The following is a 24,713-nucleotide window of genomic DNA, read 5'->3' as shown; positions in this document are numbered from 1 at the left end:
AAACTTCTGCTCTCACAACGAAGACCTCCTGTTTAAAAATTATTTATTCCGCGTGTCATACCGCTTAGTATCCTTAATATTCTTCCTTTTTATGCCAGGATAAAACTATGACAACATTATCCACGCCGGACTTCCTCCGCTATTGGGGGAAAACTAACAAATCTGAAAATAATAAAAATGATCCTTATCATTTATTAGCCTTTCACTGTCTTGATGTTGCCGCATGTGGATACTTTATTGTTAAAAACAATATTTTCAATATTAATAATATGCTTCAAAAATGTGGCATTGCGGATAGAGATGGCGCGAACTGGATAGCCTGGCTTTTTGCCACGCATGATATTGGAAAATTCGCCAGAGGCTTTCAAAAGTTCGCTCTTTTCCCGGACGCACCTTTAGTTCCTCCTGTTAGCAATGTTTCCGCTATCGAGCGCCATGACACGTTAGGTTTTTATCTGTGGAATAAAATCTTTGAGAACTGGTGCAATAATAGTAATGACTTTATTCCCGGCATTGAACAAGAGACTCGCATTAAGTTTGAAACCGCATTAACTATCTGGATGTCCGTTAGCACAGGTCATCACGGCATCCCGCCGGATACATTAAAAAACGGCAGTTCCCTGGCATTTAATACGGAAGATATTGCTGCCGCCACTCATTATCTGGAAGCTTTAAATCAGCTATTCCCCTTCACATTGGTGCAAGAGTGGCAGAAAAAAGCCGGTAAGAAGAATCTAAGGCAGCAAAGCTGGTTTTTTGCCGGCGTGATGACGCTGGCCGACTGGATAGGATCTGATGAAACGCACTTTCCATTGATAAGTTCTCCAATGCCCCTAAAAGATTACTGGCCCCTAGCCTGTGAAAAAGCCCAGCGAGCAATTTTAACGCTTCCGTCTTTGTCAGAGCGTAGTCTTTATCAAGGTCATCAGACGCTGTTCCCCTTTATTAAAACGCTTACGCCACTTCAGCAACAGGCAACGATGCTCGATATTTCTGCAGCCGGACCGCAACTCATTATTATGGAAGATGTAACGGGCGCAGGTAAAACTGAGGCGGCGATGATTCTGGTTCATCGTTTAATCTCTGCCAGTAAAGGTAAAGGTCTGTATGTTGGTCTGCCGACTATGGCCACTGCAAATGCAATGTATACACGACTGGCGAAAGCTTATCGCGCGCTGTTTGCTGAAGAAGCCAGACCTTCGCTGGTGCTGGCACACGGCGGGCGTGAAATGTCTGCCTCTTTTCGTCAGTCGGTATGGCAACGAGATGAAGGCTCAGCGGAAAATTATACGCAGGGTGATGCCAGTGCGCTGGCAGAGTGCCACGCCTGGTTTGCTGACTCACGCAAAAAAGCGTTACTGGCGGAAGTAGGTGTCGGCACGCTGGACCAGTTACTGATGGCGGTTATGCCCTTTCGTCATCAGTCATTACGTCTGTTGGGTATTCAGGAGAAAATACTGCTGCTGGATGAGGTACATGCCTACGATGGCTATATGGTGAAATTACTGGAAGGATTGCTCCGCTTTCATGCTGCACAAGGCGGCAGTGCGATTATTCTGAGCGCCACACTGCCTGCTGCGTTGCGGGAAAAATTGCTTAATGCATTTAATGATGGGGCCGGATTTGCTGCACCAGAAATCGGCGAAGAGGCAGATTATCCCTGGTTGAGTCACCTTTCTTCCGCTGGTCTTACTGAACAACCTTTGACAACGCGCCCGGAAGTACAGCGTACGGTAACCATTAACTGGCTCCAGACGCGAAGCCATGCACTGGATATTATTTATCAGGTAGTAGAATCTGGCGGTTGCATCTGCTGGATACGCAATACCGTTGATGAAGCTATGGAAGTTTTTCAACAACTGCTCAATGAAGGAAAAATCCCAGCGCAAAACATATTGTTATTTCATAGTCGCTTTGCCTTTGCAGACAGAATGGCTATCGAGGAAAAAACGCTTAACTGGTTTGGCAAAGATGCGTTGGTTTCTGAGCGTCGGGGGAAAGTTCTGATTGCGACTCAGGTTGTTGAACAGAGTCTGGATTTAGATTTTGACTGGATGATTTCTGATTTAGCGCCCATTGATTTACTGATCCAGCGAGCCGGTCGTTTGCAACGCCATACCCGTAATGCGCAAGGGGAATGTAAAAATACCTTACCTGATGAACGTCATGCGCCGATCCTGCACATACTTGCGCCTGAATGGCAGCCTCATGCGGAACAGGATTGGTTGGGAGAAGAACTACGCGGCACCGGATTTGTTTATCCGGATCATGCCTGTTTATGGCGGACTCAGGCGTTATTAAGAGCGTCGGGAGAAATTCGTATGCCCGAAAATGCCCGGATGCTGGTCGATGGCGTTTATGAGCAAAAAATTGCTGCACCTGAAAATTTACAGTCTATTGCCGACATGGCATTTGGTAAAATACTAAGCCAGCGATCTGTGGCGGCACAAAATTTATTACAGCGCGATAAAGGTTATGACAGAGAAGCCAGCGATTTCTTTTGGGATAAAGATCGTGAATTCTCTACTCGCCTGGGTGAAGAAAGCATTGATGTTTATCTCGCCTGGCTGGATGAAAACAATGCATTACAACCGATAGTAAGTGAAGGCGAATTTTGTTGGGAACAGAGTCGGGTTTCAGTACGCCGATCCTGGTGGCAAAAACAGTGCGGGGCATTTACATGCCCGAAAGATGAAGCCCTTGAGCTGTTCCGCAAAAAGCAGCACCGTCCAACAGCACACGTTATTTTGGTAACGCCAGCTGGAGAATCACCTTATTACAGCAAAAAATTTGGGTTAACTGGCCGAGCTAAAAGCGAATAAATAGAACGAGCATGGCAAGCTGCCCCGTCACTACCGGAAGAGAATGAAAGATTACTGAAACCACAAAAGCTATGGAAGACGCTAATCACCGTTCAAATAATAATCCCCGCTGGCGCGGGGATTTTTTAAACCGGACAAAGCTAACAGGGAGCACTTATCCCGTTACATCTTGTGCAGAGGGACGCGGAGCCAGTACACGTTTACCCAGCTGAATACCCGGTTTTTCTACAAAGCGATACAGTAACGTAGCAATACCATAAGTAAGCGGCAGGCAGATGCCACAGATGATCGCAAACCGCAGCGGCGCACTTAACGCGTCCATATTATAGTCCCGCAGCAGCAGAGCGATGGCAGGCACCACAATCAACAAATGCACCAGGTAGACGGAGTAAGAAACATCACCTAACCAGGTACTGACACGATTCGTCAAAATGGCGCGCGGCAGTTTTATTAACTTTTCCATCAGCGAGCCTGGACGGTGTTGCCAGAGCACTGCCGTCATGCCAATAATCATGGCCGCCTCAAAGACAATCTGCAGTTTACTAACGCCGATGGCGATAATAGCGCTGACTACGGGTGCGATTAATGCCAGCAGCAAATAAACCAGCTGTTTTTTACGCACCGCTTCTGCCATCAACATTCCGGCAATAAACACATGCAGCTTAATCAGAATCATCGACGGCATAATAAAGGCTTCATAATAGCCTGCCAGCACAAAACGGCCGATGGTACATAACAGCATGATCAGCAACAGGGTTGGCACATATCCAAGCCGCAGCGTCAGTAACATAATAAACGGGAATAGCATATAAAACTGCATTTCCAGCCCGATGCTCCAGTCAGGAAGCACGGTATTGAAACCATATTCAGGTAATAAACCAAAGATAAAACTGATATGCGCAATTATATTGGCAACCGACTGATCGGAATAGCGAGATGTCTCTGTCGCGGTGCTAGGATAAAACTGAGCAATCGTATCGCGCATTTCACCAAACCACGGGCCGTAAGCCACAGCGATAATCAGCAATAAATAGTACAGCGGAGCAATACGGAAAAACCGTCTAATCCAAAATTTCTTAACGGTGTTTGCGCTATTCCACGGCTCTTTTTCCTGGCGCTCGATATAGTTTTTCGCCATCAGATAACCTGAAAGCAAGATAAACAGATCGACGCCAATACTGGGCATAGAAACGATAGGGATCGCGCAATGCACCAGTAGGCTGGCATGCCCCAGCAATACCCAGAGCGAAGCAAATCCGCGCAGGCCCTCTAATTCAGTTGACCACCCTCTTGTCGTTGACATTTTTACCTCTGGTTAAGCCTGGTAATAGATAGAGGAAGGGTAATGAAATAGGATTACTAAACAATGTTAATGTATCCTAAAAGTAAATTATCAGAAAAAACTTAGCGCGTGCGTGGTAAAAAAAGGCCTCTTAAGCCTGTAAAAATGCGGAAATAGAGCGGTAAAATAAATAATGTTATCTTGTAATTACTTAACACGGTTAAATTTCAATACTATAAAACTTAAGCCAGTGTAATTCATATTGTAAAGCCGGGAGTTATGTACTGAAAGAAGCGTTAATTTACTGCATGCGTTATGCTTAAACTGAATTGTGGATCTTAAGTCAAATCCCTGCTGACGGCGGAAAACATGTCCTGATTGTCCATATAGTCATAATCAGAATCGGTCTCCCCCGTTAACGAGCAGAACGAAAAAGCTGTGCGGAAACCGCTGACGTTTCCTTTTAAAACGCAAAAAAAACGGCCCCTTTCGGAGCCGTTAGCATTTTTCTTACCCGCAGAAGCGTTATTTTTTCTTCGCTTTCGGGTTAGGCAGATCGGTGATGCTGCCTTCGAAAATCTCTGCTGCCAGACCAACCGACTCATGAAGCGTCGGGTGGGCGTGGATGGTCAGCGCGATATCTTCCGCATCACAGCCCATTTCGATCGCCAGGCCGATTTCGCCCAGCAGCTCGCCGCCGTTGGTGCCGACAATGGCGCCACCGATCACACGATGAGTCTCTTTATCGAAAATCAGCTTGGTCATACCGTCTGCACAGTCAGAAGCGATAGCACGACCAGAAGCAGCCCACGGGAAGGTGGCCGTTTCATAGCTGATGCCTTGCTCTTTCGCTTCTTTCTCAGTCAGACCAACCCATGCGACTTCTGGCTCGGTGTAGGCGATGGACGGAATAACTTTCGGATCGAAGTAGTGCTTCTTACCGGCAATAACTTCTGCCGCAACGTGACCTTCATGTACGCCTTTGTGCGCCAGCATCGGCTGGCCGACGATATCGCCGATAGCGTAGATATGCGGTACGTTAGTGCGCATCTGTTTATCAACGCGGATAAAGCCGCGCTCGTCCACTTCTACGCCCGCTTTACCGGCATCCAGGTTTTTACCGTTCGGCACGCGACCGATAGCAACCAGCACTGCGTCGTAACGCTGCGCTTCGGCAGGCGCTTTTTTACCTTCCATGGAAACGTAGATGCCGTCTTCTTTCGCTTCAACCGCGGTCACCTTGGTTTCCAGCATCAGATTGAATTTCTTGCTAATACGTTTGGTGAAGACCTTAACCACGTCTTTATCAGCAGCCGGGATAACCTGGTCGAACATCTCAACCACGTCAATTTCTGAACCCAGCGCATGATAAACGGTGCCCATTTCCAGGCCGATAATACCGCCGCCCATCACCAGCATACGTTTCGGTACTTCTTTCAGCTCAAGCGCAGCTGTGGAATCCCAAACGCGTGGATCTTCATGAGGAATGAAAGGTAGCTGAATCGGACGTGAACCCGCCGCAATAATGGCATTATCAAAGTTGATGGTGGTCGCGCCGTTTTCACCTTCAACCACCAGCGTATTTGCACCGGTGAATTTACCGAGGCCGTTAACCACTTTGACTTTACGACCTTTCGCCATGCCAGACAGACCGCCGGTCAGCTGATTGATGACTTTTTCTTTCCAGGTACGGATCTTGTCAATGTCGGTTTGCGGTTCGCCAAAAACGATGCCGTGTTCCGCCAGCGCTTTCGCTTCTTCGATAACTTTCGCTACGTGCAGCAGCGCTTTAGAAGGGATACAACCTACGTTAAGGCAAACACCGCCAAGGGTGCTGTAACGCTCTACCAGTACGGTCTCCAGACCTAAATCCGCGCAGCGAAAGGCTGCAGAGTAGCCCGCAGGACCTGCCCCAAGCACAACGACCTGGGTTTTAATCTCTGTACTCATCATGACCTCTTAATTGACTATCCGGCGGTCAGACGTCACTTACCTGATTCACAGTACGCCCTTCATCCACCGGGACGCGTTCACCGCAAGAGTTTACAGAATTGTTAACAGACTGCAAACCGCTTCGGCTCAGTAAGATCCCATTTCCCAACTTCAGACCGGCTTAGCATGGAAAAGCTGGCCTGTTAAAAGGCCGGCATAAGCCGGCCTTTATTGTTACTACATCACCAGACGGCGGATATCGCTTAAGGTGTTGTTGATGATGGTGATGAAACGCGCACCATCCGCACCATCGATAACACGGTGATCGAAGGAGAGAGAGATCGGCAGCATTAAACGCGGCACAAACTCTTTACCATTCCACACCGGCTCCATTGAGGACTTAGAAACGCCCAGAATAGCCACTTCCGGCGCGTTCACAATCGGCGCGAAGTGGGTGGTGCCCAGGCCGCCGATGCTGGAGATGGTGAAACAGCCGCCCTGCATTTCGCCAGCGGTCAGCTTACCGTCACGCGCTTTTTTGGAGATGGTCATTAGCTCGCGGGAAAGTTCAATGATGCCTTTCTTGTTAACATCTTTGAACACCGGAACCACCAGGCCGTTCGGCGTATCAACCGCCACGCCGATGTTGATGTATTTCTTCAGCGTCAGCTTCTGGCCATCTTCAGACAGTGAGCTGTTGAAGCGCGGCATCTGCTCAAGCGCGGCAGCAACAGCTTTCATGATGAAGACTACCGGAGTGATCTTCACATCCAGCTTACGCTTCTCAGCTTCAGCGTTCTGCTGCTTACGGAACGTCTCCAGCTCGGTGATATCGGTTTTGTCGAAGTGCGTAACGTGCGGGATCATCACCCAGTTACGGCTCAGGTTAGCACCAGAAATTTTCTGGATACGTCCCAACTCCACCTCTTCCACCTCACCGAACTTGCTAAAGTCCACTTTCGGCCACGGCAGCATGCCCGGCAGGCCACCACCGGTTGCGGCAGCAGGCGCGGATTCAGCGCGTTTCACCGCATCTTTCACGTAAGTCTGGACGTCTTCTTTCAGAATACGTCCCTTACGGCCGGTGCCTTTGACTTTCGCCAGGTTAACGCCGAACTCACGTGCCAGACGACGGATAACCGGCGTCGCGTGTACATAGGCGTCATTCTCAGCAAACTCATCTTTACCGGATGCTTTTGCCGGAGCGGATGCAGCCGGAGCCGCCTGCTCAGCTTTTGCTGCTGGCGCGGACGCTTCTTTCTGTGCTGCCGGAGCTGCTGCAGGCGCAGCGCCTTCCACTTCAAACAGCATAATCAGCGAGCCGGTGCTGACTTTGTCGCCGGTGTTGATTTTGATCTCTTTAACCGTACCCGCGAACGGTGCCGGCACTTCCATTGAGGCTTTATCGCCTTCAACGGTGATCAGCGACTGCTCGGCGGTGACTTTATCACCCGCCTTCACCAGGATTTCGGTCACTTCAACTTCATCACCGCCGATATCCGGTACGTTCACTTCTTTGGTAGCCGAACCGCCAGAGGCTGCAGGCGCGGTAGCCGCTTCCTCTTTTACCTGCGGTTTAGCTGCTGCCGCGTTACCGGAAGCTGCGGTTTCAAATACCATAATCAATGAACCGGTGCTGACTTTGTCGCCGGTGTTGATTTTGATCTCTTTAACCGTACCTGCGAACGGCGCCGGTACTTCCATTGAGGCTTTATCGCCTTCAACGGTGATCAGCGACTGCTCGGCTTCAACCTTGTCGCCAACTTTGACCAGGATTTCGGTTACTTCGACTTCGTCGCTGCCGATGTCCGGGACATTCACTTCTTTGCTTTCCGCAGCGGCGGCAGGCTGTGCATCAGCCTTTTTCTCGGCGGCCGGTGCTGGCGCTGCTTCTGCAGCGCCCTCCGCTTCAAAAATCATAATCAGCGAGCCGGTTTCTACTTTGTCGCCGGTGTTGATTTTAATCTCTTTGACCACGCCCGCCTGCGGCGAAGGCACTTCCATTGAAGCTTTATCGCCTTCAACGGTGATCAGCGACTGCTCGGCTTCAACCTTATCGCCAACCTTTACCAGGATTTCGGTCACTTCAACTTCATCTGCGCCGATGTCCGGGACATTAATTTCGATAGCCATTAATCTTTACCTCTTATGCCAGACGCGGGTTGACTTTATCTGCATCGATATTGAATTTGGTAATGGCGTCTGCCACTACTTTCTTATCGATTTCGCCGCGTTTAGCCAGTTCACCCAGCGCTGCTACTACCACATAGGATGCGTCCACTTCAAAGTGGTGACGCAGGTTTTCACGGCTGTCAGAACGGCCAAAGCCGTCGGTGCCCAGTACGCGATAATCGCTGGCCGGGATATAGCTGCGAACCTGTTCCGCAAACAGTTTCATGTAGTCGGTAGACGCAACGGCCGGTGCATCGTTCATCACCTGAGCGATATACGGCACGCGCGCTTGTTCTGTAGGATGCAGCATGTTCCAGCGTTCACAATCCTGGCCGTCGCGTGCCAGTTCAGTGAAGGAAGTCACACTGTAAACGTCAGAGCCGATACCGTAATCTTTCGCCAGGATCTCTGCCGCTTCGCGTACGTGACGCAGGATAGCGCCGGAGCCCAGCAGCTGTACTTTACCTTTGCTGCCTTCCAGGGTTTCCAGCTTGTAGATACCCTTACGGATACCCTCTTCTACGCCCTGCGGCATTGCCGGCATGCGGTAGTTTTCGTTCAGCGTGGTGATGTAGTAGTAAATATTTTCCTGCGCTTCGCCATACATACGCGTCAGGCCGTCCTGCATGATCACCGCGACCTCATAGGCATAAGCCGGATCGTAGGAGATACAGTTCGGGATCGTCAGCGCCTGAATGTGGCTGTGACCATCTTCATGCTGCAGACCTTCGCCGTTCAGGGTAGTACGACCGGAGGTACCGCCGATAAGGAAGCCACGCGCCTGTTGGTCGCCCGCCGCCCAGCAGAGATCGCCGATACGCTGAAAGCCGAACATTGAGTAGTAGATGTAGAACGGAATCATCGGCAGGTTGTTGGTGCTGTAAGAGGTCGCAGCAGCCAGCCAGGACGCGCCTGCACCCAGCTCGTTGATCCCTTCCTGCAGAATCTGGCCTTTCTCATCTTCTTTATAGTAAGCAACCTGCTCACGGTCCTGCGGCGTGTACTGCTGGCCGTTCGGGCTGTAAATACCGATCTGACGGAACAGGCCTTCCATACCAAAGGTACGTGCTTCATCAGCGATGATCGGCACCAGACGATCTTTGATCGACTTGTTCTTCAGCATCACGTTCAGCGCACGCACAAAGGCGATGGTGGTAGAGATTTCTTTGTTCTGCTCTTCCAGCAGCGGCGCGAAATCTTCCAGCGACGGCAGCTCAAGCTTCTCGGTGAAGTTTGGCTGACGGCTTGGCAGATAACCACCCAGCTTCTGACGCTGGCCGTGCAGATAGGTGTACTCTTCAGACCCTTCTTCGAAGGTCACATACGGCAGCGTTTCCAGGTTTTCATCGGTTACCGGAACATTGAAGCGATCGCGAACGTAGCGCACGCCTTCCATGTTCATTTTCTTCACCTGGTGAGCGATGTTTTTACCTTCCGCGGTGTCGCCCATACCATAGCCTTTAATGGTATGTGCCAGGATTACCACCGGCTTGCCCTTGGTCTCCTGCGCTTTTTTAAATGCCGCATAGATTTTCTTCGGATCGTGACCGCCACGGTTCAGAGCGAAAATCTCGTCGTCGGACATATCTTTCACCAGCGCAGCGGTTTCCGGATATTTACCGAAGAAGTGCTCACGCACATAGGCGCCGTTGCGGGATTTAAAGGTCTGATAGTCGCCGTCAACGGTTTCGTTCATCAGCTGGATCAGCTTGCCGCTGGTATCTTTACGCAGCAGTTCGTCCCAACGGCTGCCCCAGATCACCTTGATCACTTCCCAGCCGGCGCCGCCAAAGATGCCTTCCAGTTCGTTGATGATCTTGCCGTTGCCGGTTACCGGACCATCCAGACGCTGCAGGTTACAGTTGATAACGAAAACCAGGTTATCCAGCTTTTCGCGGGTGGCGATAGTGATCGCGCCTTTAGATTCCGGCTCATCCATTTCGCCATCGCCAAGGAAAGCGTAAACGGTCTGACCAGAGGTATCTTTCAGACCACGATGCTCCAGATATTTCAGGAACTTCGCCTGATAGATCGCCGACAGCGGACCCAGACCCATAGAAACGGTCGGGAACTGCCAGAAGTCCGGCATCAGCTTAGGATGCGGATAGGAAGAGAGACCTTTGCCATGCACTTCCTGACGGAAGTTGTTCATCTGCTCTTCGGTCAGACGACCTTCAAGGAAGGCGCGTGAATAAACGCCCGGAGAGATGTGGCCCTGGAAATACACCAGATCGCCGCCGTCTTTATCGTTGCGCGCGCGGAAGAAATGGTTGAAACACACTTCATAAATGGTCGCCGATGACTGGAAAGATGAGAGGTGACCGCCCAGCTCCAGATCTTTTTTCGACGCACGCAGTACCGCCATCATGGCGTTCCAGCGAATTGCGGAACGGATACGACGCTCCAGAGAGGTATTGCCCGGATAGTCCGGCTCTTCTTCAACGGCGATAGAGTTAACATAGTTGCTGACAGCAGAGCCTGCAGCGACATTCACGCCGCCTTTACGCGCTTCACTCAGAACCTGATCGATCAGGAACTGCGCACGCTCAACACCTTCTTCACGGATGACCGATTCGATCGCCTGTAGCCAGTCGCGGGTTTCGATCGGATCCACGTCATTATGTAAACGTTCTGACATGGGGGTATTCCTTATCTGTGTCTAATTCGTTGAATTGTCTGGAGCCTGTCTCCCTGCATTCTGATTCAGTCCAAAATGCAAGGAGACAGGCCCGTCGTTAGTTGCCGCGTATCCCTTTTGTTTTACAGGTTGATGAGCTAACCCTGCAAAATATGTGGTTATATCAGTTTACGCGTTATTCCTTACGTTGCTGTAAACGACGCAGGGAGCGTTCACGACGCGTCTGCTCCCGACTTCTGTCCAGCAATATCTCCTCGATAAACGCCAGATGGCGGTGTGAAGCCTCGCGCGCCTTTTCCGGCTCGCGGGCGACAATCGCCTCAAAAATACTGGCGCGATGACTGCTTACCTGCGCCAGCATTTCCCGGCGTGAGTAGAGCAATTCAAAGTTTTGACGAACGTTTTTTTCCAGCATCGGGCCCATTGAGCGTAGCAAATGCAGCAGCACCACATTATGCGCCGCCTCTGTTACGGCAATCTGATACTGCATAACCGCATCGGCTTCGGCATCCAGATCGCCGCTCTGTTGGGTATGCTGGATAGCCAGATGGCAATCGCGTATGCGCTGCAAATCTTCTTCGGTTCCCCGCAGCGCAGCGTAATAAGCCGCGATACCTTCCAGCGCATGACGGGTTTCCAGCAGGTCGAACTGAGATTCGGGGTGATCGGCGAGTAACGCCACCAGAGGATCGCTTAGGCTTTGCCAAAGATTCTTCTGAACAAAGGTGCCACCGCCCTGTCGACGCAGCAGAAGCCCTTTTGCCTCCAGACGCTGTATCGCTTCACGCAAAGAGGGGCGAGAAACGTCAAACTGCTTAGCCAGCTCCCGCTCAGGGAGAAGCTTTTCACCCGGACGCAGCGTTCCCTCCATGATCAGGGACTCAAGCTGTTGCTCAATTGCATCCGAGAGCTTTGGTTGGCGAATCTTACTGTAGGCCATTGTCCCTTCTTCTGCCAGGCACCGAAGTCAATTGGTAATACCAATTGCAAAAAAGTGAAGCTAAAGTAACAAAGTATTCACCTTCTGTCTATATGGCATCTGCCAGAAGCAGGGTGAAGGTCACGTCCTTAAATGGACGAAAACAGTAACGAAAATGCGTTATTTCCGGTGGGATGCTAAATATTGCCGCTGATTTTTACCAAACCTTACACAGATTTAGATCCGAATCTCATTTTATGTCATAAGCGAAAGCTATTCGTCTTTATTCGAATTAAATGGCACAAAAAAGAAATTCTGGCGTGACGGCAGCAACGTTTTTTATGGCGCGCTGCGTACCGGCAGAGAAAGCAGGTGCATTCGGGCGCGCTTAACATTATTCTTGGCGTCGGGGTAGCATCGCAGGCAATTTGCACTAACCCAAACTGTAAAATAAACAATACAAAAAGCGTAACGGTATAAATACAAGCGTACCGTCTGTCTGCGGGCATTACAGCGCCAACTCTTCAGGGAAGGCGAAGAACTAACACGAGGGTTTTTATGGAACAACAGCAGGGCGATACGCTGAAGCGCGGATTAAAAAACCGTCATATTCAGCTGATTGCATTGGGCGGTGCCGTGGGTACCGGCCTGTTTCTGGGAATCGGGCAAACCATTCAGATGGCCGGGCCATCGGTCTTATTAGGCTATGCCATCGGCGGTTTTATCGCGTTTCTGATTATGCGTCAGCTGGGCGAAATGGTGGTGGAAGAGCCGGTTGCCGGATCCTTTAGCCACTTCGCCTATAAATACTGGGGCAACTTTGCAGGCTTCGCTTCTGGCTGGAACTATTGGGTGCTGTATGTGCTGGTTGCAATGGCTGAACTCACGGCTGTCGGCAAGTACATTCAGGTCTGGTGGCCTGACTTTCCCTCGTGGGCCACTGCCGCTGTGTTCTTCGTTCTGATAAACGCCATCAACATGACCAACGTAAAAGTTTACGGTGAGATGGAGTTTTGGTTCGCCATTATTAAAGTTGTCGCGGTTGTTGGCATGATCCTGTTTGGCGGCTGGCTGCTGCTGAGCGGTCAGGGCGGCCCGCAGGCTTCGGTCAGCAACATCTGGGCGCAGGGCGGCTTTTTCCCGCACGGCATTAGCGGGCTGGTTATGGCGATGGCGGTGATTATGTTCTCGTTCGGCGGTCTGGAGCTGGTCGGCATTACCGCCGCTGAAGCGGATGATCCGTCGAAAAGCATTCCGCGTGCCACTAACCAGGTGATCTACCGCATCCTTATTTTCTATATCGGTTCGCTGGCGGTGCTGCTGTCGCTCTATCCGTGGGTCAAGGTGGTTGGCGAAAGCAGTCCGTTCGTGATGATTTTTCACGACCTTGGTGAAACGCTGGTGGCCAACGTGTTGAACGTGGTGTTTCTGACGGCGGCGCTCTCGGTCTATAACAGCTGCGTCTACAGCAACAGCCGTATGCTTTATGGCCTGGCGAAACAGGGCAGCGGCCCGCAGGCGCTGCTGAAGGTCGACCGTCGCGGCGTTCCTTATGTTGCGCTGGGCGTATCGGCGCTGGCTACGGCGATTTGCGTACTGATTAACTATTTGATGCCGGGCGAAGCCTTCGGCCTGCTGATGGCGTTGGTGGTTTCTGCTCTGGTGATTAACTGGGCGATGATCAGTCTGGCGCATCTGAAATTCCGTAGAGCGAAAGATCGTCAGGGCGTGCAGACCCGTTTCCGCGCCATTCTCTATCCGGCCGGTAACTGGATCTGTTTGGTGTTTCTGGCCGCGATTCTGGTGATTATGCTGATGACGCCGGGCATGGCGATCTCCGTCTGGCTTATTCCGGTCTGGCTGGTAGTGTTGGCGATGGGTTACGCCATCAAAAACCGATCGCAGCGAAGCTGATAATTTACCGGGCGCATAAGCGCCCGGTTTTGTTTGCGCCAATAGTTACGCTCTTCACACTTTTCTCTTCGCAGTTATTTTGTCCATCTTGATGACCAACCTGTATTAGTGCCCGCAATCGTTAAGCCGTAATAATCATTCCAGTGCTCACAGGAGAATAAAATGATGAAAGGCTCTGCGCTTCCTTTTAGAGAAAAGCTGGGTTACGGCATGGGCGACGCTGGCTGTAATATGATTGGCGGCGCCATTATGCTGTTCCTTAGCTACTTCTATACCGATGTCTTTGGCCTGTCGCCTGCGCTGGTCGGCGTGTTACTGCTTTCCGTACGCGTATTGGATGCGGTAACCGATCCTCTGATGGGCGCGATCGCCGATCGCACCCAAAGCCGCTGGGGCCGCTTTCGTCCCTGGCTGCTGTGGGTATCAGTTCCGTATGTAGTATTTAGCGTACTGATGTTTACCACGCCGGACTGGAGTTATGAATACAAGGTGGTCTACGCCTTTGTCACCTACTTCCTGATGTCGCTGGCCTACACGGCAATTAATATTCCCTACTGCTCGCTGGGCGGCGTCATTACTAACGATCCCCATGAACGCGTTTCCTGCCAGTCTTACCGGTTTGTAATGGTTGGCATCGCGACGCTAATCTTGTCGCTTACCCTGTTACCGATGACCGAGTGGTTCGGCGGCGGCGATCGGGCGCGGGGCTATCAGATGGCGATGGGCGTAATGGCCATTATCGGACTGCTGATGTTCCTTTACTGCTTCGCTACCGTGCGCGAGCGTATTCGCCCTGCTGTGCCGAGCAATGACGACCTGAAAAACGACCTGCGCGATGTCTGGAAAAACGACCAGTGGGTGCGAATTTTGCTGTTGACCTTTTGTAACGTATGTCCGGGCTTTATTCGCATGGCGGCCACCATGTATTACGTGACCTGGGTGATGGGTCAATCCACCCACTTCGCTACGCTGTTTATCAGTCTTGGCGTGGTTGGCATGATGATCGGCAGCACGCTGGCGAAGGTCATGACCGACCGCTGGTGTAAGCTGAAAGTCTTTTTCTGGACCAACATCGCGCTGGCTATTTTTTCCTGCGGCTTTTATTTCCTTAATCCACAGGCCACGGTGCTGGTTACCCTGATGTATTTTCTGCTCAATATCCTGCACCAAATTCCCTCTCCGCTGCACTGGTCGCTGATGGCGGATGTAGATGACTATGGCGAATGGAAAACCGGCAAGCGTATTACCGGCATCAGCTTCTCCGGGAATCTCTTCTTCCTGAAGGTCGGTCTGGCGGTAGCCGGGGCGATGGTAGGTTTCCTGCTCTCATTTTATGGCTATGATGCGGGCGCTAAGCAGCAGGGCAGCAGCGCGCTGAACGGTATTGTGTTGCTGTTCACCGTGATCCCCGGCATCGGTTATTTGATTACCGCAGGCGTGGTTCGCCTGTTAAAAGTCGATCGTCATTTAATGCAAACCATTCAGCAGGATCTGGCGAAACGGCGTGAAAACTATCGTGAGCTGAGCGCGCTGCGCGAAGGCAATGCTTTTGATATTAAACCAGAAGGAACGGCATCATGACTCAGTGGCCCAACCCGTTAATTGAACAACGCGCGGACCCCTTTATTTTACGCTACGAGGATCGCTACTACTTTATCGCCTCCGTTCCTGAATACGATCGCCTTGAGCTACGCTGCGCCGACACCCTCGTCGATCTTGCCGCAGCGCAGCCGGTGGTAGTGTGGCGTAAGCCTGATGTCGGTCCGATGAGCGCATTAATCTGGGCACCGGAGATTCATCATATCGATGGGCAATGGGTGATCTACTTCGCCGCAGCACCAACGCGCGAGATTAAAGAAGGTCTGTTTCAGCATCGGATGTACGCCCTGACCTGTGATGATGCCGATCCGTTAAGCGGCAACTGGCAGGAGCGTGGTCGTATCCGCACTCCTATCGACAGCTTCTCGCTGGATGCCACCACCTTTCATCATCAGGGCAAACAGTGGTATTTGTGGGCGCAAAAGGATCCGGCAATCCCGGGTAACTCAAACCTTTATCTGGCAGAGCTGGAGAATCCCTGGACGCTAAAAGGCAAGCCGGTGATGCTCAGCCGTCCTGAATATGAATGGGAATGTGCCGGCTTTAGCGTCAACGAAGGGCCAGCGGTAATTCGTCACGGCAACCGACTGTTTGTGAGCTATTCAGCCAGCGCAACGGATGAAAATTACTGCCTGGGGCTGCTGTGGATCGATGTGGATGACGACCCAATGCAACCAGCCAACTGGAACAAATCAGCCCGACCGGTCTTTTCCACCAGCTGGGAAAACCAGCAGTATGGACCGGGCCACAACAGCTTTACCGTAGATGAGGCGGGTAACGATCTGCTGGTCTATCACGCACGCAACTATACGGAAATTGAAGGCGATCCGCTGTGGGATCCGAACCGCCATACGCGCATTAAAGATATTCGCTGGGATGCTAACGGCATGCCTGACTTCGGCGTGCCGCCAGCCGATACGCTGCTAAACCAGCGTGCCGTAAATAGTCAGTAACGCGACTACGACCACGATCACCAGCGAGACCTTTTTGGCCAGCGCCACGGCTATCCGTGGCGTTTCCACGCTGTCCCACCGCTCGTCGCGCTCCAGCGAATACTGCGCCAGATGCGTTAACACCTGATACTGCGGGCGACGTAGGTCGCTCAGCACAGCAAACCAGGCCGGCAGCGCCCGCTCGCCATGTCCCAGCAGTGCATAAGCCGCACCAGCCAGCCGAACCGGTATCCAGTCGACCCAGTGCAGAATACGGTCGATCCCGGAGCGGGCACGCTCAAGCGGCGTATGGTGCTTTGCCAGCCAGCTCTGCCATGCACGCAGAAAAGCGTAACCCACCAGCAGCACCGGCCCGTAAGCACCGCCAACTACAAACCAGAACAGCGGCGCCAGATAAAAACGGTAATTGATCCACAGCAGCGCGTTTTGCAGCTCCTTCAACGTTTCCTGCTGGTTGCACTCCACCGGCATGCCGTGAATCAGCGTCAGCTCTTCCGCCATCGCGCTACAGGCATTGGCATCGCCATGACTGGCCGCCTTCAGATAAGCATGGTAATGCAGCCGCACCGAGCCCGCGCCGATACACAGTATGCCAATCAGGATCCAGAACAGCAGTTGTACCATGCCAAAAAACAGTCCGCGCAGCGACAGAATCACCACCAAAACCACCAGCATCACCACCAGCGTCATGGCAATGGTTCGCCAGAGTGAAAAGTGACGGCGTTGACGGAAAAAAGGCTCCAGTCGATGGTCAAGCTGCCAGTGTTCGCCCATTTTAAACAGGCGCTCCCAACCTAAAACCAGTAACAAGGAAAAAAGCGTCATGCATTCCGCTCCGGTAAATGTAAGCTGGCGGCTTCCGGCAAGCCGCGCAGAAAGCGAGCCCAGTCAAATGCCGGGCCAGGATCGGTTTTACGCGCCGGTGCAATATCACTGTGCCCGGTAATTTGCGCAGGTGTAATCGGATAATGCTGCATCAGCAGATGCGTCAGGGCCTGTAAAGCCTGATACTGCGCGTCGCTGTAGGCCAGCGTATCGGTGCCTTCGAGTTCAATGCCAATCGAGAAATCATTGCAGTTATCGCGGCCCTGCCAGCAGGAGATACCTGCATGCCAGGCGCGCTTATCGAAAGGAACATACTGCACGATTTCCCCATCGCGTCGAATCAGGCAGTGGGCCGCCACGCGCAGATGCGCAATATTGGCAAACCAGGGATGTGCCTCAGGGTCGAGCGTGCCGGTAAACAAAGCATCAATCCACGGGCCGCCAAACTCGCCGGGCGGCAGGCTGATGTTATGCACCACCAGCAGGCTGGGAGCCTCTCCCTGCGGGCGAATATTGAAATGCGGCGACGGCACATGGCGAACGCCCATTAGCCAGCCATCTTTTAACTCCATGCCTGGGTCTCCTGTTCGTTTTTTTCCACAGCCTAACATGAATTTGTCACTCTCTTTACATTCCTTGTGCCACTGTTAAAAACAGGTCTCCAGCGCCGGTAGGGAGACATCAGTTAACAGGTGCCGTCCGGTAACCGACAGGCCTTTTGTGGGCAGGTTAAAGAGAACATTTACCGTTTCCTTTGCAACCAATTTATTCACCAATACCCTGGCGATAACAAAAGCGCCACCATAAAAACCTTTGTAGCAAAAAAGTTTAGTGCACTAAACTTTTTCACGCTCTACTGGTGCCAGCCAGCCGTCCAGGCTACATTAAGCCCACACTAAAAACCATGACGGGAACCCTATGACACAGCGACGTTATAATCCAGAGAGCCGACGGGCGGCGCTGCTTTCACGTATCGAAGATGACATTCCAGGTAGCGTAGAGCAAGCATTACGCGAAGATCTCGGCGGCGAAATTAATGCAGATAATGATATTACCGCCAGTCTGCTGCCTACCGATAAACAGGCACAGGCCACCGTTATCACGCGGGAAGCCGGTGTTTTCTGTGGTAAACGCTGGGTAGAAGAAGTGTTTATTCAGTTGGGCAATCAGGCGCAGCTAACCTGGCATGTTGCTGACGGTGACACCATTGAGCCGGAACAAAAACTTTTTGACGTTGCCGGTCCGGCGCGCCTGTTGCTTACCGCTGAGCGTACCGCGCTTAATTTCGTACAAACGCTTTCCGGCACCGCCAGCGAAGTAAAGCGCTATGTCACGCTGCTGGAAGGCACACAAACCCGGCTGTTGGATACGCGCAAAACCCTGCCAGGCCTGCGTACTGCCCTGAAGTATGCGGTTTTATGCGGCGGCGGCGAGAACCATCGCCTGGGCTTATCCGACGCCTTTCTGATCAAAGAGAACCATATTATCGCCAGCGGCTCGATTCGCCAGGCGGTTGAAAAAGCGCTCTGGCTTCACCCGGATGTGCCGGTTGAGGTAGAAGTGGAAACGCTGGATGAGCTGGCGCAGGCGTTGGCCGCCGGGGCCGATATTGTGATGCTGGATAATTTTACCGTTGAGCAAATGCGCGAAGCGGTAAATATCAACCAGCGCCGCGCGCTGCTGGAGGTTTCCGGCAATGTTACCGACCAGACGTTACGCCTGTTTGCAGAAACCGGCGTTGATTATATTTCGGTTGGCGCCCTGACCAAACATGTCCGCGCGCTGGACCTTTCAATGCGTTTTCATTAATTCCGCCTGTGGCGCCAGGTTTGCGCGCCACCTTCCCTCAGCCAGATATGCGATCCCGCTTCCAGCCTGCGAGCCATCCAGAGTAACAAACTCATCTTTTTTCCAGTCCTGCTTCCTGTTTGTTTATCCCGTTCTCGCCTCGCCTTGCTCTGTAAATTAACGTCTGCCGGGTTATCAACATGGAGGGTTACATATGCAACAACAGGGTTTTACGCTAATTGAGCTGATGATTGTTATTGGGATCGTCGCCATACTCAGCGCTATCGGCATGCCGGCTTACCAGAGCTATCTGCAAAAGGCAGCCCTTACCGATATGCTGCAAACCATGCTGCCTTATAAAACGGCGGTTGAGCTTTGCGCCGTTGAGCATGGCGCAACGTCTGGCTGTAGCGCGGGCAGCAATGGCGTTCCCACCGCGAAGGGCTCGCGCTATGTCTCTGCGGTAAGTGTGGCATCTGGCACCATTAAGCTGACCGGACAGGAGAGCCTGAATGGCCTGACCGTAACGCTGACGCCGCAGTGGCAAAGCAATGAGGGCCAGATGAACTGGCAACGCAGCTGTGACAGCAGTAACGGCAGCCTGAAAGATAACTGTCGCGCTGTTTTCCGCTTTGATGATATTGAGAATCCATGATGAGAGAGCCAGAAAGCAATCTGCGCGAGCTATGTCGTCAATATCAGGCGGTGCTGCTCAATGAAGACGAGAAAACCATTACCGTTGCGCTGGCTGGAGTGCCCTCTGCCGAGATGCTGGAAGCGCTGCATTTCACCAGCCAGCGGCGCGTGCAAACCGAACGCTGGCCGCAGGCGCGACTGGAGCAATATCTTCAGTCAGAGGGCGACAACGCAGAAAAAGCGCAGGAGCCGATTACGCCGCTGGTCAATCATCTCCTGTTGCAGGCTTTTCAACGCCGCGCGTCAGATATTCATATTGAACCCTGTGCTACAGGTATGCGGGTTCGGCTGCGTATTGATGGAGTGCTGCAGCCGCTGCAAAACATTAGCGAAACCCAGCAGGCGGCGCTGATCGCTCGCCTTAAAATTCTTGGCAACCTTGATATCGCCGAACGACGACTGCCGCAGGATGGACAATTTACCCTGCAGCTGCAGGGCTTACAGGCAGCTTTTCGGCTTTCGACCCTGCCCGTGCGTACAGGAGAAAAAGCGGTGATCCGCCTGCTGCAAAGCGAAGCGCAGGATCTGGCGCTGGACAAGCTGGGTATGCCGCCAGATGCCCTTGCCCATTTTCGCCACGCGCTGGCCCAGCCGCAGGGCTTGATTCTGGTTACCGGCCCTACCGGCAGCGGCAAAACCTTTACGCTCTACAGCGGGTTGCACGCGCTGAATCAGCCGGGAAGAAACGTGTGCAGCGTTGAGGATCCGGTGGAGATTCCCCTGCCGGGCGTTAACCAGACGCAAATTAACCCGCGTGCCGGACTCGATTTTCAATGCGTATTGCGCGCCCTGCTGCGCCAGGATCCTGATGTTATTATGCTGGGTGAAATCCGTGATGCGGAAAGCGCCGGGATTGCGGTTAAGGCGGCGCAAACCGGTCATCTGGTGCTATCCACGTTGCACACTAACTCCACGACAGAAACGCTGACCCGACTGGGGCAAATGGGCATTCCAGGCTATCTGCTGGCCTCAGCGCTGCGCCTGGTCATTGCGCAGCGTCTGGTGCGCCGTCTTTGCCCGCACTGCCGCGCTCCGGCAGAAACCCTCCACGATTTGCCTGAGCAGAACAGGACTGGCCCACTGCAGACCTGGCAGGCGGTGGGCTGCGATCACTGCTTCTCTGGCTATTATGGCCGGCTGGCGCTGTTTGAAATGCTTCCCATAAACAGTGAGTTACAAACGGCTATTGCCGGAAACGCCAGTAGCGAAGCCTTAAGCCTGCTGGCTCAGCGACAACAGCTTAACAGTCTGTTTATTGAAGGGCTGAATGCAGTCAATCGGGGAGAGACCTCACTGGCGGAGGTTTATCGGGTAATAGGTGTCGGCCATGGCTAACTGTCGTCTCTGGCACTGGCAGGCGATGAATCAGCAAGGCGAAATCGTTGCGGGAAGCTGGCTGCTGTCGGAAGAGCAGCAAATTATGACCATTATGGCGCAGCAGCATCTCCTGCCGCTTTCCTGTAAACGCGGCAGATATTACCGCTCAAGAGACTGGAAAACGCCGCAAAAAATTGCGTTGATGCATCAGTTGGCAACGCTGTTAAAAGCGGGCTTAACGCTTTCCGTGGGGCTGCATCTGTTAAGCGAAGGCGAGACGCATGCCGGCTGGCGCGCCCTGCTGCTGGCGTTGCAGGAAGAAGTAGCGCAGGGAACACCTTTTTCTGACGCGCTGGCAAAGTGGCCGATGATCTTCCCGCCGCTCTATGCGGCCCTGATGCAGGTTGGCGAGCTGACCGGTCAGCTGGATCGCTGCTGTTTACAGTTGGCGAGCCAACAGGAGCGGCAGTTGCGCTTACATAAAAAGGTCGTGACCGCATTGCGTTATCCAGGATTTATTTTACTGGTTGCCCTGACGGTGGCGCTTGGCATGCTGTTACTGGTGCTGCCGGAGTTCGTGGCTATTTATCGTGCGTTTAATGCGCCGCTGCCCGCGTTTACCGCCGCCGTGCTGACTCTCTCCGCCGCGCTGCAACGGCTGTTTGTTCCGCTGGCGCTCGCTATAGCGTGCCTGTTTGCCGCATGGCGCTATCTGCGTCAACATCGGCCCGGCTGGCAACGTCGTGAACAACGCTGCCTCTTGCGTACGCCTCTGCTGGCAACCTTGTGGCGCGGTAGCCTGCTTAGTCAGATCTTTACTACCCTCACTTTAACGCAGCAGGCAGGGCTGCCCTTGCTGCAAGGGCTTCAGGCGGTTGAAGATACCCTCACGCCGTTACTGTGGCGCGAAGCAATGCAGCAGCTACAGAGAAAGATTGCTGACGGTACCCAGCTACATCAAGCGATTGCGGATAGCACGCTTTTTACGCCGCTTTGTCGTCAACTGATAAAGGTAGGTGAGGAAGCCGGGGCGCTGGATAACCTGCTGGCACGCCTGGCGCAGTGGCATGAAAACCAGACGCATGAACTGGCGGATACGCTGGCAGCGACGCTGGAACCGGTAATGATGATCATTACCGGTTCCATTGTCGGAACGCTGGTGGTTGCAATGTACCTGCCCATCTTTAACCTGGGCGAGGTGATTGGTTAGCGGTTAAAAACGCGGTTTTCCTGCTCCGCTACGCGAATAAAAGTCGTGCGCTTCGTCAGCTCTTTTAGCCGCTCCGCGCCCACGTAAGTACAAGCGGAACGCAGGCCGCCCAGAATATCGCGCGCCGTTGCCTCTACCGGGCCGCGCAACGGGAGCTTAACCGTCTTGCCTTCGGCGGCGCGATACTCCGCTACGCCGCCAACGTGGCGCTTCATAGCGGATTCAGAACTCATGCCATAAAACAGCATGAATTTTTCACCGTTTTCTTCCACTACGCGCCCTTCGCATTCATCATGCGCGGCCAGCATGCCGCCGAGCATCACGAAATCTGCGCCGCCGCCGAAAGCTTTCGCCACATCGCCCGGCACTGAACAGCCGCCATCGCTGACAATTTGCCCGCCCAGACCATGAGCGGCATCGGCACATTCAATCACCGCCGACAGCTGCGGATACCCTACGCCGGTTTTTACCCGCGTGGTGCACACCGAGCCGGGGCCAATCCCTACTTTCACGATATCCGCACCCGAGAGAATCAGCTCTTCGACCATTTCACCGGTCACCACATTACCGGCGCAGATGGTTTTATCCGGGCAGGCTTCGCGTGCGCGCTGCAGGAATTGTACGAAATGTTCGGAATAGCCGTTGGCCACATCGATACAGATAAATTTGAGTGCGGGAGAAAGCGCCAGTATCGCCTGCAGTTTAGTGAAGTCCGCATCCGAGGTTCCGGTGGATACCATGACATGCTGCAGCACCTGTTCAGGCACGCGTTGAACAAAGGCACGCCACTCATCAACGCTGTAGTGTTTATGCACCGCAGTCAGGATATCAAAGCTGGCCAGCACTTCCGCCATGCGAAAGGTGCCCACGGTATCCATATTGGCGGCAATGATGGGAACGCCAGACCAGGCGATGCCGGAGTGTTTAAAAGTAAACTCACGGCTCAGCTCCACCTGCGAGCGGCTTTTCAGAGTAGAACGCTTGGGACGAATCAGCACATCTTTAAAACCAAGCTTTAGATCTTCTTCAATACGCATAACATCATTCCTGGGTTTTTGGCGACGATCTGACGATCGGGTGCTGCTGCCAGCTCCAGTGACGTTATCATACGCGCTAAAAACGCGCGTACAAGACTGCGAAAATGGCTTTAATTACGCTACAATCCCGTAAATTTACCTGAAGATAGTTAATGTGATCGCCACGGCAAAATTTATAGCTGTCGCTAGCGGTTAATCGCAGGCAACCAGGTGTTTACAGGCGAAGCAGGAACTGAACAGATGTCTTATACAGTCGCGCTGACCGGTGGAATCGGCAGTGGAAAAAGTACCGTTGCTGCCGCCTTTGCCGGGCATGGCGTGGAAATTATTGATGCGGACATTATTGCCCGTCAGGTAGTAGAACCAGGCCAGCCCGCATTGCAGGAAATTGCGACGCGCTTTGGTCCAACGATTCTCCATGCGGACGGTACGCTAAATCGCGCCGCGCTGCGTCAGACTATCTTTAACTCCCCGGCTGAGAAAGCCTGGTTAAATCAGTTATTACATCCACTGATCCATGCCGAGACGCGCCAACAGCTGGCGGCGGTCCGCTCGCCCTGGTGCTTATGGGTGGTGCCGCTGCTGGTAGAAAACCGGTTGGAAAAACTGGCCGATCGGGTACTGGTGGTTGACGTTGAGCCTGAGGTTCAGATTCAACGAACCATGGCCCGCGACCAGATCACGCGCGAACAGGCTGAAAAAATCATTGCGGCCCAGGCCACGCGTGCGGCGCGGCTGGCCGTAGCGGATGACATTATTGAAAACAGCGGGCAACCTCACAAAGTGTTGCCGCTGGTCGCCGAACTGAATCAGCGCTATCTGGCGCTGGCCGGAGCGATAAAACAGGATTAACAGCATGAGCAAAATCGTTCTTTTTGAACACCCGTTAAATGAGAAAATGCGTACCTGGCTAAGAATTGAGTTTTTGCTCCAGCAGCTGCAGGCCAGTATCAATATCACCAGTCACCTTACCGCTCTGACATTTTTCCGCAACATCAGTGAGCTGTTGGATGTTTTTGAACGTGGAGAGCTGCGTACCGAGATCCTTAAAGAGCTGGAGCGCCAGCAACAAAAACTGCTGGCCTGGAGCGATGTCCCGGGCGTGGATATCCAGCGTGTAGAAGCGCTGCGTCAGCAGCTAAAATCACGCGCCAGCGAGCTAATGGCTGCGCCGCGTATTGGTCAGGCCTTACGAGAAGATCGCCTTATTGCGCTGGTGCGTCAGCGTTTAAGCATTCCCGGCGGCTGCTGCAGTTTTGATTTGCCAACGCTCCATGTCTGGCTGCATCTTGATCAGTCGTTGCGGGATACGCAGGTCGCCAGCTGGATGGAGACGTTAGATCCGCTACGCCAGGCATTGTTTATGATTCTGGAGCTGATCCGCCAGTCCGGCGTTTTCCGCCATCAGACCAGCCTGAACGGCTTTTATCAGGATAACGCTGAAGGTGCCGATTTGCTGCGCCTGCAGCTACCGCTGGAAGTCAGTCTGTACCCGCAGGTTTCGGGCCATAAAACCCGTTATGCGATTCGTTTTTTACCGCTCGACAGCGAACGTGGCGAAATTCCGGCACGTCTCGATTTCGAGTTGGCCTGTTGTTAGAGGTGTAAT

18 protein-coding genes are annotated in these 24,713 nt (G+C 52.8%); 10 read left to right on the top strand and 8 right to left on the bottom strand.

Annotated features, from left to right (window positions below):
* The first annotated feature begins 107 nt into the window (after nt 1-107).
* Nucleotides 108-2,822, top strand: a complete 2,715-nt coding sequence (gene cas3 / locus ACQE32_RS15875; protein WP_427022078.1) for a CRISPR-associated helicase Cas3' — start codon at nt 108-110, stop codon at nt 2,820-2,822.
* Nucleotides 2,823-2,976: 154 nt separating this feature from the next.
* On the opposite strand, the gene ACQE32_RS15870 is transcribed toward cas3, so the two are convergent.
* The 5 genes from ACQE32_RS15870 to pdhR form a co-directional block, all read right to left on the bottom strand.
* A complete protein-coding gene (locus ACQE32_RS15870; RefSeq protein WP_427022077.1) occupies nt 2,977-4,125 on the bottom strand; it encodes an acyltransferase family protein in 1,149 nt (382 codons plus the stop codon).
* Nucleotides 4,126-4,629: 504 nt separating this feature from the next.
* Nucleotides 4,630-6,054 carry a dihydrolipoyl dehydrogenase gene (gene lpdA, locus ACQE32_RS15865; protein ID WP_085067978.1) on the bottom strand — a complete coding sequence of 475 codons (1,425 nt, stop codon included), beginning with the start codon at nt 6,052-6,054 and terminating at the stop codon, nt 4,630-4,632.
* A gap of 219 nt (nt 6,055-6,273) precedes the next feature.
* A complete protein-coding gene (aceF, locus tag ACQE32_RS15860; RefSeq protein ID WP_250651848.1) occupies nt 6,274-8,169 on the bottom strand; it encodes a pyruvate dehydrogenase complex dihydrolipoyllysine-residue acetyltransferase in 1,896 nt (631 codons plus the stop codon).
* A 13-nt stretch (nt 8,170-8,182) separates the two neighbouring features.
* Nucleotides 8,183-10,846, bottom strand: a complete 2,664-nt coding sequence (aceE, locus tag ACQE32_RS15855) for a pyruvate dehydrogenase (acetyl-transferring), homodimeric type (protein WP_426974488.1) — start codon at nt 10,844-10,846, stop codon at nt 8,183-8,185.
* 175 nt (nt 10,847-11,021) lie between these two features.
* A complete protein-coding gene (gene pdhR / locus ACQE32_RS15850) occupies nt 11,022-11,786 on the bottom strand; it encodes a pyruvate dehydrogenase complex transcriptional repressor PdhR (RefSeq protein WP_085067981.1) in 765 nt (254 codons plus the stop codon).
* 537 nt (nt 11,787-12,323) lie between these two features.
* Here pdhR and aroP point away from each other — a divergent pair.
* The 3 genes from aroP to ACQE32_RS15835 all read left to right on the top strand — a co-directional run bounded on the left by aroP (nt 12,324) and on the right by ACQE32_RS15835 (nt 16,231).
* Nucleotides 12,324-13,679 carry an aromatic amino acid transporter AroP gene (gene aroP / locus ACQE32_RS15845; RefSeq protein ID WP_426974487.1) on the top strand — a complete coding sequence of 452 codons (1,356 nt, stop codon included), beginning with the start codon at nt 12,324-12,326 and terminating at the stop codon, nt 13,677-13,679.
* Nucleotides 13,680-13,844: 165 nt separating this feature from the next.
* Complete coding sequence (locus ACQE32_RS15840; protein WP_426974557.1) at nt 13,845-15,260, top strand: glycoside-pentoside-hexuronide (GPH):cation symporter; 1,416 nt, start codon at nt 13,845-13,847, stop codon at nt 15,258-15,260.
* Nucleotides 15,257-16,231 carry a glycoside hydrolase family 43 protein gene (locus ACQE32_RS15835; RefSeq protein WP_426974486.1) on the top strand — a complete coding sequence of 325 codons (975 nt, stop codon included), beginning with the start codon at nt 15,257-15,259 and terminating at the stop codon, nt 16,229-16,231. The genes ACQE32_RS15840 and ACQE32_RS15835 overlap by 4 nt, the downstream gene beginning before the upstream one ends.
* Here the strand turns inward: ACQE32_RS15835 and ampE are convergent.
* Both ampE and ampD read right to left on the bottom strand, forming a co-directional pair.
* Nucleotides 16,202-17,056, bottom strand: coding sequence for a beta-lactamase regulator AmpE (ampE, locus tag ACQE32_RS15830; protein WP_426982089.1), 855 nt, complete (start codon nt 17,054-17,056; stop codon nt 16,202-16,204). The genes ACQE32_RS15835 and ampE overlap by 30 nt on opposite strands.
* Entirely contained in the window at nt 17,053-17,628 is a 576-nt protein-coding gene (gene ampD, locus ACQE32_RS15825) for a 1,6-anhydro-N-acetylmuramyl-L-alanine amidase AmpD (RefSeq protein ID WP_426974484.1), read from the bottom strand. Before ampD ends, ampE begins: the two co-directional genes overlap by 4 nt.
* 346 nt (nt 17,629-17,974) lie before the next feature.
* On the opposite strand from ampD, the gene nadC reads away from it, so the two are divergent.
* The 4 genes from nadC to hofC all read left to right on the top strand — a co-directional run bounded on the left by nadC (nt 17,975) and on the right by hofC (nt 22,067).
* Nucleotides 17,975-18,865: a carboxylating nicotinate-nucleotide diphosphorylase gene (nadC, locus tag ACQE32_RS15820; RefSeq protein WP_427022076.1), complete on the top strand. Its 891-nt coding sequence runs from the start codon at nt 17,975-17,977 to the stop codon at nt 18,863-18,865.
* 193 nt (nt 18,866-19,058) lie between these two features.
* On the top strand, nt 19,059-19,499 hold the full coding sequence (gene ppdD / locus ACQE32_RS15815; RefSeq protein ID WP_426974482.1) for a prepilin peptidase-dependent pilin: 441 nt from the start codon (nt 19,059-19,061) through the stop codon (nt 19,497-19,499).
* Nucleotides 19,499-20,875, top strand: a complete 1,377-nt coding sequence (gene gspE, locus ACQE32_RS15810; RefSeq protein ID WP_426982132.1) for a type II secretion system protein GspE — start codon at nt 19,499-19,501, stop codon at nt 20,873-20,875. Before ppdD ends, gspE begins: the two co-directional genes overlap by 1 nt.
* The gene (gene hofC, locus ACQE32_RS15805) at nt 20,868-22,067 is read left to right on the top strand and encodes a protein transport protein HofC (RefSeq protein WP_427022075.1); all 1,200 of its coding nucleotides are present in this window, start codon (nt 20,868-20,870) and stop codon (nt 22,065-22,067) included. Before gspE ends, hofC begins: the two co-directional genes overlap by 8 nt.
* Here the strand turns inward: hofC and ACQE32_RS15800 are convergent.
* Complete coding sequence (locus ACQE32_RS15800) at nt 22,064-23,104, bottom strand: GMP reductase (protein ID WP_250651838.1); 1,041 nt, start codon at nt 23,102-23,104, stop codon at nt 22,064-22,066. The two genes, hofC and ACQE32_RS15800, sit on opposite strands and share 4 nt — an antisense overlap.
* Nucleotides 23,105-23,344: 240 nt before the next feature.
* Between ACQE32_RS15800 and coaE the strand changes: the two genes are divergently transcribed.
* Nucleotides 23,345-23,956 carry a dephospho-CoA kinase gene (gene coaE / locus ACQE32_RS15795; RefSeq protein ID WP_427022074.1) on the top strand — a complete coding sequence of 204 codons (612 nt, stop codon included), beginning with the start codon at nt 23,345-23,347 and terminating at the stop codon, nt 23,954-23,956.
* A gap of 4 nt (nt 23,957-23,960) precedes the next feature.
* A complete protein-coding gene (gene zapD, locus ACQE32_RS15790; RefSeq protein ID WP_426974478.1) occupies nt 23,961-24,704 on the top strand; it encodes a cell division protein ZapD in 744 nt (247 codons plus the stop codon).
* The last annotated feature ends 9 nt before the right edge of the window (nt 24,705-24,713 follow it).

This window comes from Pantoea sp. FN0302, assembly GCF_050113775.1.
Lineage (GTDB): Bacteria > Pseudomonadota > Gammaproteobacteria > Enterobacterales > Enterobacteriaceae > Mixta > Mixta alhagi.
The sequence above is the reverse complement of the archived record's forward strand: the minus strand, read 5'-3'. Positions and strand labels throughout refer to the sequence as shown.

What these genes read in the sequence shown, in the direction of transcription:
- ACQE32_RS15840 (WP_426974557.1), top strand. Translation starts at nt 13,845, where the DNA reads ATGAAAGGCTCTGCGCTTCCTTTTAGAGAAAAGCTGGGTTACGGCATG.
- gspE (WP_426982132.1), top strand. Translation starts at nt 19,499, where the DNA reads ATGAGAGAGCCAGAAAGCAATCTGCGCGAGCTATGTCGTCAATATCAG.
- ACQE32_RS15870 (WP_427022077.1), bottom strand. Translation starts at nt 4,125, where the DNA reads ATGTCAACGACAAGAGGGTGGTCAACTGAATTAGAGGGCCTGCGCGGA.
- ampE (WP_426982089.1), bottom strand. Translation starts at nt 17,056, where the DNA reads ATGACGCTTTTTTCCTTGTTACTGGTTTTAGGTTGGGAGCGCCTGTTT.
- aroP (WP_426974487.1), top strand. Translation starts at nt 12,324, where the DNA reads ATGGAACAACAGCAGGGCGATACGCTGAAGCGCGGATTAAAAAACCGT.
- aceF (WP_250651848.1), bottom strand. Translation starts at nt 8,169, where the DNA reads ATGGCTATCGAAATTAATGTCCCGGACATCGGCGCAGATGAAGTTGAA.
- nadC (WP_427022076.1), top strand. Translation starts at nt 17,975, where the DNA reads ATGACACAGCGACGTTATAATCCAGAGAGCCGACGGGCGGCGCTGCTT.
- ACQE32_RS15835 (WP_426974486.1), top strand. Translation starts at nt 15,257, where the DNA reads ATGACTCAGTGGCCCAACCCGTTAATTGAACAACGCGCGGACCCCTTT.
- cas3 (WP_427022078.1), top strand. Translation starts at nt 108, where the DNA reads ATGACAACATTATCCACGCCGGACTTCCTCCGCTATTGGGGGAAAACT.
- zapD (WP_426974478.1), top strand. Translation starts at nt 23,961, where the DNA reads ATGAGCAAAATCGTTCTTTTTGAACACCCGTTAAATGAGAAAATGCGT.
- pdhR (WP_085067981.1), bottom strand. Translation starts at nt 11,786, where the DNA reads ATGGCCTACAGTAAGATTCGCCAACCAAAGCTCTCGGATGCAATTGAG.
- lpdA (WP_085067978.1), bottom strand. Translation starts at nt 6,054, where the DNA reads ATGAGTACAGAGATTAAAACCCAGGTCGTTGTGCTTGGGGCAGGTCCT.
- ACQE32_RS15800 (WP_250651838.1), bottom strand. Translation starts at nt 23,104, where the DNA reads ATGCGTATTGAAGAAGATCTAAAGCTTGGTTTTAAAGATGTGCTGATT.
- coaE (WP_427022074.1), top strand. Translation starts at nt 23,345, where the DNA reads ATGTCTTATACAGTCGCGCTGACCGGTGGAATCGGCAGTGGAAAAAGT.
- ppdD (WP_426974482.1), top strand. Translation starts at nt 19,059, where the DNA reads ATGCAACAACAGGGTTTTACGCTAATTGAGCTGATGATTGTTATTGGG.
- ampD (WP_426974484.1), bottom strand. Translation starts at nt 17,628, where the DNA reads ATGGAGTTAAAAGATGGCTGGCTAATGGGCGTTCGCCATGTGCCGTCG.
- hofC (WP_427022075.1), top strand. Translation starts at nt 20,868, where the DNA reads ATGGCTAACTGTCGTCTCTGGCACTGGCAGGCGATGAATCAGCAAGGC.
- aceE (WP_426974488.1), bottom strand. Translation starts at nt 10,846, where the DNA reads ATGTCAGAACGTTTACATAATGACGTGGATCCGATCGAAACCCGCGAC.